Consider the following 14035-nt stretch of genomic DNA (forward strand, 5'->3'; position numbering starts at 1 on the left):
GCCAGGTGACAGGCTGTCAGTGAATAGCGATAGACTGTGTCCAGCAAACCGCATTCTTTCATTTCACGACGCGATGTAAAGCACCCATGGCCAACCCCCGCTCGCCGAAAAAACCGGCAACTGATCCCACCGCTTCCTCGCTGTACGTGCAATCCGTGGAGAAGGCCATGAAAGTGCTCATGGCCTTCGATGGCAGCCAGCGGCAACTGTCGCTGTCGGAAATTGCCGGGCTGACGGGCATGGACCTCAGCGCGGCGCAGCGCTTCACCCATACCCTGGCCACCCTGGGCTACCTGAACAAGGACCAGGGCAAGAAGTATGAGTTGTCCCCCAAGCTGCTGGATTTCACCTTTCATTACCTCAGCTCCAGTGAGCTGGTGAACCGAGCCGCGCCGTACTTGCAGCAGTTGAGCGCGGAAACCGAGGAGGCGACCAACCTCACGGTGATGGACGACACCGACATTGTGTTTGTCCAGCGGATCGTCAGCCGCCATGTGTTCAACGCCAACGTGATTGTCGGCACCCGCTTGCCAGCCTGGTGCACCGCACCGGGCCTGGCGTTGCTGGCGACTTACCCGGATGACGAGGTCAACGACATCTTCGACCGCAGCCAGTTCGTCCAGCACACCCCGGCCACCATCACTGACCGTGGGCAGATCTGGGCCAACGTGGAGCAGGTGCGCCAGCAGCGGTTTGCCCACGTCGAGGACCAGTTTTTCTACGGCGACGTGTCCACCGCGGCAGCCATTCTCGACGGTTCCGGGCGCGGGATTGGCGCGGTCAACGTGGCAGTGTCACGTTCGCGCTGGGTCGCTGAGCGGGACATGCGCCGCTACGCCGACCTACTGATCTCCACCGCCTCCTCGATCTCCGCGAAACGCAAAAGCTGAGCCCCAGCCACCGGTTTTGCATACCCCCGCTAGCCCTGTAGGAGCTTGCTCGCGAAGGACGCATGAGCGCCGCGGTGAATCAGGCTTGGAACGTCATCGTTGACGACCATCGCGAGCAAGCTCGCTCCTACAGTGGTTTTGTGGTGCCCGCAGATTTTGTATACACCCATCGAAACCTGTGGGAGCGGGCTTGCCCGCGATGGCGGTGTGTCAGGCAACATCGATGTTGACTGTGCTGGCCTCATCGCGAGCAAGCTCGCTCCCACAGTGATTTTGGCTGTTCGCAGATTTTGCATACACCATCGAAACCTGTAGGAGCGAGCCTGCTCGCGATGGCGGTGGGTCAGGCACCAATGATGTTGACTGTGCCTGCCTCATCGCGAGCAAGCTCGCTCCTACAGTGGTTTGTGGTGCCCGCAGATTTTGCATACACCCATCGAAACCTGTGGGAGCGGGCTTGCCCGCGATGGCGGTATATCAGGCACCATCGATGTTGAATGGGCTGGCCCCATCGCGAGCAGGCCGCAAGCGGGCGCCGCAAGCGGGCTCTCGCTACTACACCGCCGATAACGCCTGGGAACGGGCATGGGCTGCCTGGGTTGCGGCTTGAATCAGTTGGCGCAGGGCCTGGTCCTGTTCGAACACGCTGATGGCCGCTGCCGTGGTGCCGTTGGGGGAGGTGACGGCGGTGCGCAGTTCGACCAGGTCTGCGTTTTCCTGGGTTTGCTGGCGTGCGGCGCCCAGGGCGGTCTGGCGGGCCAGGTTGAGTGCCAGTTGCGGTGGCAGGCCGAGCAGGACGCCGGCCTGGGCCAGGGCTTCGCTGAACAGGTGGTAGTAGGCCGGGCCACTGCCGGAGATCGCGGTGACGGCATCCAGCAGGCTTTCCTGTTCTAGCCAGTAGCTACGTCCGACGCTGTCGAACAGTTGGCCGACCAGGGCGCGCCGTGTCGCATCCAGCCGGGCGTCGGCGTACAGCCCGGTGCAGCCGGCATTCACCAGCACCGGGGTGTTGGGCATCGCCCGGATCACCGGGCAGCGACGGGCCAGCGCCTGATCGAGGGCGTCGCAGGTGATGCCGGCGGCGACGGAGATGACCACCGCGTCCTGGCAGATCAGGTCCGGCAGGGACGCAGCGACGCTGCACACTTTGTCGGGCTTGACCGCGAGCACAATCAGGTCAAAGGCTTGCGGCGCAATGGCCTGTAGATCCGGGTACAGGGTTGCCCGCAGACCCGCCTGTGGATGCGGGTCGACGGCGCTGACCGCGTCAACCAGACCGTTGGCCAGCCAGGCTTCGCCCATGGCGCTGCCCATGCGTCCGTAACCGATAAAAAGTACGTTCATGCGGTGATCTCCGGATAAGCCCCAGGGCTTGGTTTGACAAACAGGGCGGGTTACCGCCCGAGCACGTTGGCCTTCCTGCAGTCGCGCACTGAGTGCGCACCCAGCAGGGTCATGGCCAGTTCCATTTCGTTGCGCAGCATCCGCAGGCTGTCGGTGGCGCCTTGCTGGCCGGCGGCTGCCAGGCCCCACAGCGGCAAACGCCCGACCATCACCGCATCCGCTCCCAGCGCCAGGTACTTGAGCACGTCGCTGCCGCGGGTCACGCCGCTGTCGGCGATGATCTGCAGGTCGCCGCCGACGGCCTCGGCGATGGCCGGCAGGACTTGGATAGGCGCGGGCGCGATGTCGAGATTACGTCCGCCATGGGCCGAGACGACGATGGCATCCGCGCCTTCGTCCCGGGCAAGCAACGCATCCTGGGGGCTCAACACGCCCTTGATGACCAAACGCCCGTGCCAGCCACTGCGGATCTGCCGGATGTCGTTCCAGGTCAGGCGATTTTCCAGGCGCACCGCCTCATGGACTGTCTGTTGGGTGACCGCACCGCGAAACTGTGCCGGGTAATGCCCATAGGAAGGCATCCCGCTCGCCAGCCATTGGCGCAACCAGACCGACACCAGCCAAGAGGGATGGCCCAGCACATCCAGCAGCAGCGCGAGGCTGGGTTTCAAGGGAATAGAGAAGCCGTTCCTGACGTTGTATTCGCGTTTCGGACTGATCGGCGTGTCGGCGGTGATCACCAGGGTATCGACCCCGGCCGCCTGGACGCGTTCGAGCAACTGGCGGGTGAGGTTGCGGTCTTTCCACACGTACAACTGGAACCACAGATTGGCATCCGGCACCTGCTTGCGGATCTCTTCCACCGTGGTCACCGACTGGGTGGAAACGCAGAAGGGAATGCCCAGGTCACGCGCGGTGCGCGCCAGTTGTATTTCCCCCTGGAACGACACCAGTCCCGCCAATGCCGTGGGCGCGATGACCAGCGGCATGGCCAGCGCTTGCCCCAACAACGGGGTGCGCAGCTCCGGTTGATCGACGCCATTGAGCAGGGAAGGCGTCAGCGTGATCTGGTCCAGGCTGGAACGGATGCGTAGCAGTGCCTGTTCATCCTCACTGCCGCGATCGATATATTCAAACAGTGCCTTTGGCAACCGTTGCCTGGCCCGGGCCCGGTAATCAATAAAGTTCAATAAGGATGACATAAGCCCTCGTCCAGACATGCAGGCAAACGCAACCGAGACTTATAAAGCCCGGTTGTTATTGATTGCCCATGTACGCGCTAAGTTATGAAGTTGATGCGGGTTTCAGGAGAAAAACTTCTTCGCGGAAATGGAAGTCGCCACCACTTGAACATGTTGGGCGAGTTCTTCTTCGACGCGTTCTTTAGTCCAGCGAGTGGTCGGTACCGCGATAGTAATGGCCGCGATTGCATGGCCATGTTCATCCAATATGGCCGAGGCCACGGCAATATCTCCCAGTACGGTTTCATTGGCGATGATCGCGTAGCCGGTTTCAGCCGCGCGCTGCATGCGTTCGAGTAACAAACCCTTGTCGGTGACGGTATGCGGGGTCAGTGCCCGCAGTTGGGTGGCCTCGATCGCCGCTTCCCGCTCTTCAGCGCTGCAGTGGGACAGGATGGCGGTGCCCGAGGCGGTGAATATCGCGGGCAGGCGGCTGCCGACCATGATGTCGACGTTGATCAAGTGCCGGCCCGGATAGCGCCCCACGTAGACCACTTCGTGGCCATCGAGCTCTTGCAGGTTAGTGGTTTCGCCCAGGGTACTGCTCAGGTCCACCAGGTACGGCGCGGCCTTGTGCAGCAACTCATGGGCGCACAGAAAGTTGTAGGAAAACTGCAGCACTTTGGAAGTCAGTGCGTAATCCCGAGTGTTGTGTACGCGGCGTAGATATCCCAGGGCTTCCAGGGTAAATACCAGGCGTTGTGCGGCACTGCGATCAAGCCCCGACAAGGTGGCTATTTCCGAGAGCGGCATTTGCCGTTTCGGATGGTCGAAGGCATGCAGTATCTGAAAGGTCTTTTCAGTAGAGCCGACATACAATGACGAATTACGAGGATCGCCAACTGCTTCTTTTGCAGTTTTTCTTGTGGTTTTGGTTGGGCGAGAATTCGGCATTTGTTGAGCGGTCCATAAATGTCATGACATTGGATTGTGGCATTCACCTGTGCCCTTGCATAGCGCACGGGCACTGGCGTGGCAGCCGTTGTTTTGAACTAGCGGGCCGCGGTTGGGGCCTTCTCGAACATGTCCAGAAGTTTGCTGTATTCGACTCTCAGTGCATTACGCAGATCTTCCTTCGGCTCACGCAGGGGGGCGAGCAGGGCAGGGGCGTTGACCCCGATCAGGTCCATCACCGACTTCATCGGCCCGGGGTTGGTTTCGGAAAACGCCAGGTTCATCAGCGGAATCAATTGCCGGTGCAGCGCCAGCGCCTCGGCGGTTTTGCCGGCGCTGGCGAGGTCGAACACCCGGCGCCAGGTTTTCGGCAGCAGGTTGGCCGTGACCACGATCCCGCCTGTTGCACCCGCCGCCACTTGCAGCGGGAACAGCGTGTCTTCGCCGCTGAGTACGGCGAACTCAGGATCGACGCCGGCAATCACCCGCAGGAAGTGGTACATGTCGGTGTTGCAGGCCTTCATGCCGATGATGCGCTCATGCCGGGACAGTTCGTGCAGCACCTCGGGATCGATCGAGATCCGCGTGCGATAAGGAATTTCGTAGATCAGGATCGGCAGCGGCGACTCATCGGCGTAGCGCAGGAAGTAATCGCGGATGCCCAGTTGGGTCGGGTTGGTGTAGTAGGGCGTGATCACCAGCAGGCCATCGGCGCCGGCCTTGGCAAAGTCCTGCGCCGCGGTCATCGCGTCGTGATAGCCGGTGTCCAGCACCCCGCAGATCACCGGCATGCGCTGGTCGGCGAGCTTGGCGCAGAGTTCGACGAAGCGCACCCGTTCATGCCTGGACAGGGCACCGTACTCGCCGGTGCCGCCCAACGGCACCACGCCGTCCACGCCTTGCCCGGTCAACCAACTGAACAGCGCTTCGGTGGCGGTTACATCAATCGTGTCATCACTCTGCACCGGCGTAGTAATGGCCGGGAAAATACCTTTGAGGTGTTCAGAACTGAGCATGGATGTTTCTCCTTTGATCATGGGTTACGGGCTCAGCGCGCCAGGCTGCGCTGACGCAGGCGATCGGCGCCGAAAATCAGCAGGGTGATGAAAATCAGCAAGCAGGTGGAGACGGCGGCAATCACCGGTGAAACCTGCAAGGTCACCTCATCCCAGAACTGCTTGGGCAACGTGGCGTTGAGGCCGCCCGACGAAAACAGCGCAATCGTCAGTTCGTCGAACGAGGTGGCGAAGGCAAACAGGAACGCGGAAAACATCCCGGCGCCCAGCAGGGGGAAGGTCACGTGGCGCAGGGTTCTCAGGGGGCTGGCCCCCAGGCTCTGCGCGGCCAGGTCCAGGCGCTGGTCATAGTTGCGCAGCACCGCGATCATGGTCATCACCACGTAGGGCACGCACACCACGGTGTGGCCAATGATCAGGCCGATGGACGTACCGACCAGCTTCAGCTCGGCGAACATGTAGAACAGGCCGAGGGCAATGATCACTCGTGGCGCGATGATCGGCGACAGCAGGAACGCCAGCAGGATCGCCTTGCCACGGATCCTGCCGCGGGCCAGGAGAAACGCTGCGGGCACGCCGATCAGCATCGACAGAATGCCCGCGCCGGTCGCCACCGTCAGGGAGCGCACCAGGGCCTGGGTCCAGACCGGGGTATTGAGCATTTGCTCGTACCACTGCAGCGTCATGCCCGAAGGTGGCCACTGCAGGCCGGCACTGCTGAAGGAGATCGGGATCATCAGCAGGGCCGGCAGACTGATCAGCACCAGCACGGTCCAGACGAAGACACTGAGCACCAGCGGCGTGCCTTCAGCGCTCTTGCGCCGGCGCTTGAACGACAGGCGCGCGATCAGCCAGTCGCTGACTGCACCAATGCCCGCCAGCACCGCACTGCCTGCACGTCGCGCCAGGGTGTCGCGACGGGCTTGGGCGGACGGGTCTTCGCCGGTGAGGGTGGCGAAGCCGAAGATCCGGTCATAGATCACGAAGACCACCAGCACCACCACCAGCAACAGCACGGAAATCGACCCGGCCAGTTCCCAGTTCAGGGTCTGTTGCACCTGATCGATGATCAGTTGGGTGATCATGGTTTCCTTGCGCCCACCCAACAGCGCCGGAACGATGAAGAAGCCGATGGCAGTGACGAACACCATGATGGTGGCGGCGGCCACGCCGGGCATCGACAGCGGGAAGTAGATCGTCCAGAAGGCCGTACCCGGACGCGCGCCCAGGGTCGAAGCGGCACGGGGCAGGCTGCGGTCGATGTTCTCCATCACCGCGAGCATGGTCATGACGGCGAGCGGCAGCATCGCGTGCACCATGCCGGTGAGGGTCGCGCCGGTGCCGTAGAGCAGGTTGATCGGTCGGTCGATCAGGCCCAGGGACATCAGGAAGTTGTTGGCCACCCCGTTGCGTCCCAGGATCACCACCCAGGCGAATGCCCGGACCAGGAAGCTGGTCCAGAACGACAGGAGCACCAGGAACACCAGGCGGCTCTTGAGCTTGGCCGGCGCCGTGGAGATCAGGTAGGCCACCGGATAGCCCAGCACCACCGACAGCACGGTGGTGGCCAGGGAAATCTTGAAGGTGATCCACAGCACGTTGAGGTACAGGCTCGAGGCGAACAGGTGCCGGTAGGCGTCGAGGGAAAAGCCCTCCGGCCCGAGGATACTCAACGACAGCAGGCGGCCCACCGGATAGGCCAGGAACACTGCCAGCAGCACCAGCAACGGCGCGATCATCAGGCTGTTCTTGGCCCAGGCGGGCATCGGCGCAGAGGCTGCGCGAGAGGTAAACAGGCTCATGGGAACGCCGCCTTGGGTTGTTCGGTGATGGCAACGGCGTCCGAGGCGTGCCAGGACAGGGAGACCTTGTCGCCGCGCTGGAAGCTCTCGCCATTGACCCGGGTCGGGAAGGCCGAGACCAGCGCGGGAATACCTTCTTCCTCGGTGCTCATGTAGACCTTGGTCAGGCTGCCGGTGACCATCACATCGCTGACGCTCGCCTGCAGATGGCGCACGTCGCCGGCCGTGGCTTTGGCAATCAGCATGTTCTGTGGGCGGACCATGATGTGGATGTGCGCGCCCGGCAGGTTCTCGCCGTTTGGCGTGGCGCTGGCCTTGATCCCACGGCTGCCGACCAGCACATCGAGCACCCCGTCCTGGGAGGCGACGATCTGCGCCGGCAGCAGGTTCGACTCACCGAGGAAGTCGGCAACGAACAGCGTGCGTGGGCGGAAGTACAGGTCATCGGGGGTGCCCAGTTGCTCGATCTTCCCGGCATTCATCAGGCAGATGCGATCCGACATGGTCATCGCCTCTTCCTGGTCGTGGGTCACATAAATGATGGTGGTTCCCAGCTCCCGGTGAATGCGCTTGATCTCCAGCTGCATGTGTTCGCGCAGCTTCTTGTCGAGCGCGCCCAGGGGTTCGTCCATCAGGATGATCGAGGGGCGATAGACCATGCAGCGCGCCAGCGCGACCCGTTGTTGCTGGCCGCCGGACAGCTCCTTGGGATAACGCTGGGCGATGTGCGGCAGCTTGATCATGTCCAGGGCGGCCATGGCCCGCTCACGGGCTTCAGTCGCCGGGACCTTGCGCATCTTCAGCGGGAAGGCAATGTTCTCCAGGATCGTCATGTGGGGAAATAGCGCGTAGTTCTGGAACACCACACCAATGTCGCGATGATGGGGCGCCAGGTACGTCACATCGTTGTCGCCGATGGACACCTCGCCGCCATCGGGATGGGTGAGGCCGGCCACCAGGCTGAGCAAGGTGGTTTTGCCGGAGCCGGAAGGACCGAGCAGCGTCAGGAACTCCCCATCGGCGACGGTCAGGTCGGTTTGGGCGAGGGCCACGAACTGGCCATAGTTTTTAGCGAGCTTCTTTACGGTTAGGCTGGAAGAGGACATGGCGAAGACCTGAAGACAAGGGACAGGAAATATCGGGCCCGCCGCGTGGCGGACCCGTCAGCGGGGTCAGCTCAGGAGCCATGCGTTATAGCGTTCCAGCGCCGTGCCCTGTTTTTCTGTCCAATACTGGGCGTCGATCGGAAGCCCCTTGGCGATGTGGTCGGGGTAGGAGGGGCAATCGGCGGCCACGGCCGGGTCGATGAAGTCAAAGGCCCGGGGATGGGTCACACCGGCGGGGAAATACTTGGTCAGTGCAGCCTGGCGCTCGGGGTCGCAGGTGAACTTGATGAACTCGCGGCAGGCTGCGGCGTTGGGCGTGCCCGCCAGGATGGCCCAGCTGTCCAGGCCCCAGATGTTCTGGTCCCAGACGATGCCGACCGGGGCATTGGAGCTGCGGGCCGATTGCGCACGCGAGACCCAGACCGGCACCATGTCGACTTCGCCGGACACCAGCAATTGCTCGACTTGCGCGCCACTGGTCCAGAACACCGAGACGTCATTCTTGATTCTGTCGAGTGCCGAGAATGCCCGTTCCAGGTCGCAGGGGTAGACGTTGGCCACGGCAACTCCGTCGGCCAGCAGTGCCTGCTCGATGGTGTCGAAGGGGTGACGGCGCAGGGCGCGGCGACCGGGGAAACCCTGCACATCGTAGAAGTCCTTCCAGGAGGTAGGCGCCTGGCGCCCTTCGAAGGCATCCTTGCGATAGGCCAGCACGGTGGTGTAGACGTTGGTGCCGACTCCGTACTCGGACATGAAGTGCTCGGGCATCTGCGCCACGATGGGGTCGTTGCCCAGGCCGTGGGCCTCGAGGTATTTCTTCTGGCCCTGGGTGAGCATCTTGATTGCCGGCTGGCTGATCTTGGCCATGTCCCAGGTGTAGGAACCGGCATCGACCATCGACAGGATCTGCGCGGTCGGTTCGGCGTTGGCCTGTACGCCAATCACCTCGATTCCCGTCGCCTCCTGGAACGGCCGATAGAACACCTCGGTGTAGGCCTTGGTGTAGACGCCGCCATCATCGCGCACCACGATGCGTTTGGTTTGCGCCCGCAAGGACGACCACATGCTGCTCGTCGACAGTGCGACGGCCCCGACCACACTGGCCTTGAGCACGCTGCGGCGTGACCAGTTATTAATGTTGTTGCCCATACTCCTGACCTCTCTTCGCGATATTGTCGATAGTCGCTATCGTCACTAGGGATGTTTGTTGTGGGTTTTATTTTTCAGGCGGTATAAGTCGGCCCGGGTTGAACAGGCCAAGGGGGTCGACGGCGTGTTTGATCGCCCGCATCAGGGCGAGCGAAGCCGCGGATTTATAGTTATGCATTTCATCGAGCGAGGTTTGCCCGACGCCATGTTCGGCGCTGAAGGTGCCGGCCAGTTCGGCGGCCACGTCATTGACCGCACGACGCAGTTCACGGGCGAGGGCTTCGGTTTGCTCGAGTCCGTCCCAGACCGCGAACGGGAAGAACGGAATGTAGTGAATGTTGCCGTCACCCATGTGCCCGACGATCACGATCTGCGCTTGCGGGGCAAGCTTCGCCACTGCGGCGTTGGCCCGCTCGATGAAGGTCGCGATGGTGGACACCGGCACGGCGCAATCGGTGGTCAGGCCGATGCCGCCTTTCTTGTTGGCTTCCGACACGCTGTGGCGCAGTTCCCACATGGCGGCCTGCTGGCCTTGACTGGAAGCGATGCTGGCGTTGTCGACGATGGCCTGGTCGAACGCCTGCTCGAGGATGGCCGTAAGGGCCGCCTCGGGGTCGGCGCTGCCCGCGGTATCCGCCAGCTCGATCAGCACGTGCCAGGGATGCTGGGTATCCAGCGGTGAGCGGCGCTGTGGCACGTGCTCCACTACCAGGTCCAGTTGCAATTGGTTCATCAGCTCGAAGGCCGACAGCGATGAGCCCGACAGCTGGCGGGTGAGCACCAGCAGCTCGATCGCTTGGGCCGGGCTGCTGACGCCGACCCAGGCCACTGCGCAGCGCGTGGGCAGGGGATGCAGCTTGAGCACGGCGGCGGTGATGATCCCCAGGGTGCCTTCGGAGCCAATGAACAGATGCTTGAGGTCGTAGCCGGTATTGTCTTTGCGCAGGGCCCGCAGTTCCGAGCAGATGGTGCCATCGGCCAGTACCACTTCAATGCCCAGGACGTTGTCGCGGGTGTTGCCATAACGCAGTACGGAGATGCCCCCGGCGTTGGTGGCGATGGTGCCGCCGATCTGGCAGGAACCTTCGGCCCCCAGGCTGACCGGGTACAGGCGTCCGGCGTCCCGCGCCGCTTGCTGCACGTTAGCCAGGACGCAGCCGGCCTGCACTTCGATGGAGTTGTTGACGGGGTCGACGAGGCCGATGCGGCGCATGCGCTGCAGATTGATGATCACCGGAGCCGGCCCGCTGGAAGGCGGCACCGAACCACCGACCAGGCCGGTGTTGCCACCTTGAGGCAGCACGGGCACGCGGTGCCGGTGACAGCAGGCCACTACCGCCGCCACTTCTGCGGTGCTGGCCGGACGGGCGACACACAGCGCCGCACCACGGTAGCGCCCACGCCAGTCCTCAAGGGAAGCGGTCATTTCGCCGGCGTCGGTAATCAGGTTGTTTGCACCAAGCAGAGCGATGAGCTCGTCGACCAATGACATTCGCTGACTCCAGTAATCTCAATGCAATTAAAGTAATTGCAAAAATAGTAGAGCGCTTCTCCCCTCATTGGCAATAGGGATTCTGGGGTGTGTCGTTTTTAGGTATGTCGTTTTTAGATATGGCTCGCGGCCGGGCAACGGAGCGCCCATTGCGCTGCCGGAACCAGGCGGGAAGGGAGGAGGGTGATCGCTGATGGGCAACTTTATCGACTCAGGCGGTGCCACGAGCACCAGCTTGAATATCGCAAGCTGCTACCATCGCGCCATTGTCACCCTGAGTAGAGCACCATGAATCGCCGTAAGAAAATCAAGCAGCTGTTAAAAGCCCACGCGAAAAAGGCCAGCGCCAAGCTGGCCCCAGTCAACAAGGACAAGTACATCAGCAAAGCCGACCGCTTGAAGCTGGCGGCTGAAGCCAGTCAGGATCCAAGCAGCCCGGTCGAGAGCTGATCGCGCCTCGACTATTTTGCTGTGCCGCCCTGGGGAATATCGCCACAGAACAGATCGAGGTTGCCGTCCTCCGGTGCCGATCGCAGGACGATCGAGTACTGGCCGGCCAGCAACTCCGGCAGGGCGATGGCGGCGCTCCTGGAAAAAGTCCAGCCGGCAACGGCGGCGCGTTCGGTATTGACCTTGTCGTTCATCGCATAGGCCACCGGGCCGGGCTGCTGGCAACTGCCCTTATGGATGAAGGTGTAGATGCGCAGGGGCAGGGAGGTGCCGGTGGGCACGCCGCTGATGAAAAAGTCGAACCCGGTGTTCTGGTCCCAATTGGCCAGGGTGGTATTGGCGATTTGCCCGACGTTGTGCCGAGTGGCCGCCAGGGGAATGCTGATCCCGTGCTCGCTTGACGTGGTACAGCCAAACAGGCTCGCGCTGACCAGCAGTGCGACCAGTGGATATCTGGGATTCATGACCAACCTCCAGTGTTGAAGAATTGCCATGGGAGATTAGCGGGTATGGCCCAATAGTCGCCTGACGTTCGTCAGTCAGGCCCGCAGCACCCTGCGGGCCTGGCCTGTGTCAATGCACGATCTGCGCCAGGAAGGCCTTGGCCCGTGGGCTTTTCGGGGCGTTGAAGAAGTCTTCCGGCGGGGCGTCCTCGATGATCTGGCCACCGTCGAGAAACAGCACGCGCTCGGCCACTTGCCGGGCAAAGCCCATCTCGTGGGTCACGCAGAGCATGGTCATGCCGCTGCCAGCCAGTTTCACCATCACGTCCAGCACTTCGCTGACCATCTCCGGGTCGAGCGCCGAAGTGGGCTCGTCGAACAGCATGATTTTCGGTTCCATGCACAACGCCCGGGCGATGGCCACGCGCTGTTGCTGGCCGCCGGAAAGCTGGCTGGGGTACTTGCCGGCCTGGCTGGCGATCCCGACTTTCTGCAGGAAGTGCTCGGCCAGTTCCTCGGCTTTCTTGCGGCTCAGGCCACGCACCGAGATCGGTGCCAGGGTGCAGTTGTCGAGCACGCTCATGTGCGGGAACAGATTGAAATGCTGGAACACCATGCCCACTTCGCTGCGCACCTTGGCCGCCTCGCGGGTGTTCTGGGACAGGTCGGTGTCATTCACCAGGATCCGGCCTTTCTCGGCGATTTCCAGGCGGTTGATGCAGCGGATCAGGGTCGATTTACCCGAGCCGGAAGGCCCGCACAGGACGATGCGTTCGCCTTCGCGCACTTGCAGGTTGATGTCGTGCAAGACATGGAAGGCGCCATAGAACTTGTTCAGGGCGGCGATATCCACCACTACCTTACGGGTGTCGGGTTGCACGGCCAGCGGCGTATCGATACGGGCAGAGAGGGCAGGCATGGTCGGGTCTCCGGCAATCAATGGAAGCGCTCGGCGCTGTAAGGGGCAGGGTCGGTGAACGGGGTGGCGCCGGTCATCATTTCGGCCAGCAAACGGCCGCAGACCGGGCCGAGGGTCAGGCCGTGGTGGGCGTGGCCGAAGTTAAACCACAGGCCCGGGTGCCGCGCTGCCGGGCCGATCACCGGGCACATGTCCGGCAGGCACGGGCGGCGGCCCAGCCAGGGTTCGGCGTCCAGGCGTTCGCCCAGCGGGTAGAACTTGCGCGCCAGCTCTTCGCAGCGGCGCAACTGGATTTCGTTGATCGGGTCGTCACTGTCGGCGAACTCGATCCCGGTGGTCAGACGCACGCCACCCACCATCGGCGCCAGCACGTAACCGCCGATAGGGTCGAGCAAGGGTTGTTGCAGGCAACTGCCTGGCAGGGCGGCATAGTGCATGTGATAGCCGCGCTTGATCGCCAGCGGAATCTTGTAGCCCAGGGGTTCGAAGACGCCCCGGGCTTGCGGGCCGAGGGCGACCACGGCTTCGTCGCCGAGCACCAGGCCCTGCTCGGTCTGTACCTGCCATTTGCCTTCGCCCTGGCGCAGGGAGAGGGCATCGCCGAGGACAAACACGCCGCCGCGTTCGACGAACAGTTCGGCATACCCACGGGTCAGGCCGCCGGGATCGCTGACGGTCTTGGGGTCGAGCCAGTGGATGCCACCGATCACGCTGCTGTGCAGGCCGGGTTGGCGCGCCCGCAGTTCGTCGCGGTCGAGCACCTGGTAATTGAGGCCAAAGCGCTGCAGTGCTGCGGCGTCCTGTTGCGCCTTGAAGAAAGCCGGGATCGAGCTGTAGGCCTCGACCCAGCCGCCGGCCTGGATCAAATGGTCCATGCCGGCCGGCGTCGAGAGCAGGTCATGTTCACTGACACAACGTTCCACCAGGGGCAGCATGGCCTTGGTCGCCATGGCCAGGCCCTTGGCCCCGGAGTGCCGCCAGTATTGCAGCAACCAGGGACCGGCCTTGGGCAGGTGCTTGAGGCTGTAGCGCACGTCCGATTGCTGGTTGCGGGCGTAGCGCAGCAGGCTCGACAGCTCGCGGGGGAACGAATAGGGAATCACGCTGGCGCGCTCGATCAGCCCGGCGTTGCCGTGGCTGGTGCCTTTGCCCGGCTGCTGGCGGTCGATAAGCACCACCTGGCGGCCACGGGCCTGTAACTGGAGGGCGGTACTGACGCCGACAATCCCGGCGCCCAGAACGATGGTTTGGCAATGCATGGGTAGATCCTTGATGCTGGGGCGCCCACG

General features: G+C 62.8%; 13 protein-coding genes. 2 read left to right on the forward strand and 11 right to left on the reverse strand.

Going from position 1 to position 14035, the window contains the following annotated elements; genetic code table 11:
* Positions 1-86: 86 nt before the first annotated feature.
* Complete coding sequence (locus tag ACIOVD_RS07085) at positions 87-890, forward strand: IclR family transcriptional regulator (protein WP_401126834.1); 804 nt, start codon at positions 87-89, stop codon at positions 888-890.
* A gap of 555 nt (positions 891-1445) precedes the next feature.
* On the opposite strand, the gene proC is transcribed toward ACIOVD_RS07085, so the two are convergent.
* From proC to ACIOVD_RS07125, 8 genes are all read right to left on the reverse strand, one after another.
* The gene (gene proC / locus ACIOVD_RS07090; protein WP_401126836.1) at positions 1446-2234 is read right to left on the reverse strand and encodes a pyrroline-5-carboxylate reductase; all 789 of its coding nucleotides are present in this window, start codon (positions 2232-2234) and stop codon (positions 1446-1448) included.
* Positions 2235-2284: 50 nt separating this feature from the next.
* Entirely contained in the window at positions 2285-3436 is a 1152-nt protein-coding gene (locus tag ACIOVD_RS07095; protein ID WP_401126838.1) for an alpha-hydroxy acid oxidase, read from the reverse strand.
* A 102-nt stretch (positions 3437-3538) separates the two neighbouring features.
* On the reverse strand, positions 3539-4369 hold the full coding sequence (locus tag ACIOVD_RS07100) for an IclR family transcriptional regulator (RefSeq protein ID WP_320332520.1): 831 nt from the start codon (positions 4367-4369) through the stop codon (positions 3539-3541).
* 98 nt (positions 4370-4467) lie between these two features.
* Complete coding sequence (gene dapA / locus ACIOVD_RS07105) at positions 4468-5385, reverse strand: 4-hydroxy-tetrahydrodipicolinate synthase (protein WP_095170788.1); 918 nt, start codon at positions 5383-5385, stop codon at positions 4468-4470.
* Between the two features lie 32 nt (positions 5386-5417).
* A complete protein-coding gene (locus ACIOVD_RS07110) occupies positions 5418-7187 on the reverse strand; it encodes an ABC transporter permease subunit (RefSeq protein ID WP_320332519.1) in 1770 nt (589 codons plus the stop codon).
* Positions 7184-8293 carry an ABC transporter ATP-binding protein gene (locus ACIOVD_RS07115; RefSeq protein WP_401126841.1) on the reverse strand — a complete coding sequence of 370 codons (1110 nt, stop codon included), beginning with the start codon at positions 8291-8293 and terminating at the stop codon, positions 7184-7186. Before ACIOVD_RS07115 ends, ACIOVD_RS07110 begins: the two co-directional genes overlap by 4 nt.
* Positions 8294-8359: 66 nt before the next feature.
* Positions 8360-9442: an ABC transporter substrate-binding protein gene (locus tag ACIOVD_RS07120; protein WP_095170782.1), complete on the reverse strand. Its 1083-nt coding sequence runs from the start codon at positions 9440-9442 to the stop codon at positions 8360-8362.
* 67 nt (positions 9443-9509) lie between these two features.
* A complete protein-coding gene (locus ACIOVD_RS07125) occupies positions 9510-10934 on the reverse strand; it encodes an FAD-binding oxidoreductase (protein ID WP_401126843.1) in 1425 nt (474 codons plus the stop codon).
* Between the two features lie 288 nt (positions 10935-11222).
* On the opposite strand from ACIOVD_RS07125, the gene ACIOVD_RS07130 reads away from it, so the two are divergent.
* Positions 11223-11384, forward strand: coding sequence for a DUF2986 domain-containing protein (locus ACIOVD_RS07130; RefSeq protein ID WP_095170777.1), 162 nt, complete (start codon positions 11223-11225; stop codon positions 11382-11384).
* Between the two features lie 11 nt (positions 11385-11395).
* Here ACIOVD_RS07130 and ACIOVD_RS07135 read toward each other — a convergent pair whose 3' ends face one another.
* The 3 genes from ACIOVD_RS07135 to ACIOVD_RS07145 form a co-directional block, all read right to left on the reverse strand.
* Positions 11396-11848 carry a hypothetical protein gene (locus ACIOVD_RS07135; RefSeq protein ID WP_095170775.1) on the reverse strand — a complete coding sequence of 151 codons (453 nt, stop codon included), beginning with the start codon at positions 11846-11848 and terminating at the stop codon, positions 11396-11398.
* 109 nt (positions 11849-11957) lie between these two features.
* The gene (locus ACIOVD_RS07140; RefSeq protein ID WP_401126845.1) at positions 11958-12746 is read right to left on the reverse strand and encodes an amino acid ABC transporter ATP-binding protein; all 789 of its coding nucleotides are present in this window, start codon (positions 12744-12746) and stop codon (positions 11958-11960) included.
* A gap of 17 nt (positions 12747-12763) precedes the next feature.
* Positions 12764-14005: an FAD-binding oxidoreductase gene (locus ACIOVD_RS07145; RefSeq protein WP_159996689.1), complete on the reverse strand. Its 1242-nt coding sequence runs from the start codon at positions 14003-14005 to the stop codon at positions 12764-12766.
* Between the last annotated feature and the right edge of the window lie 30 nt (positions 14006-14035).

This window comes from Pseudomonas sp. NPDC087626 (assembly GCF_044743405.1).
Classification (GTDB): Bacteria; Pseudomonadota; Gammaproteobacteria; order Pseudomonadales; family Pseudomonadaceae; genus Aquipseudomonas.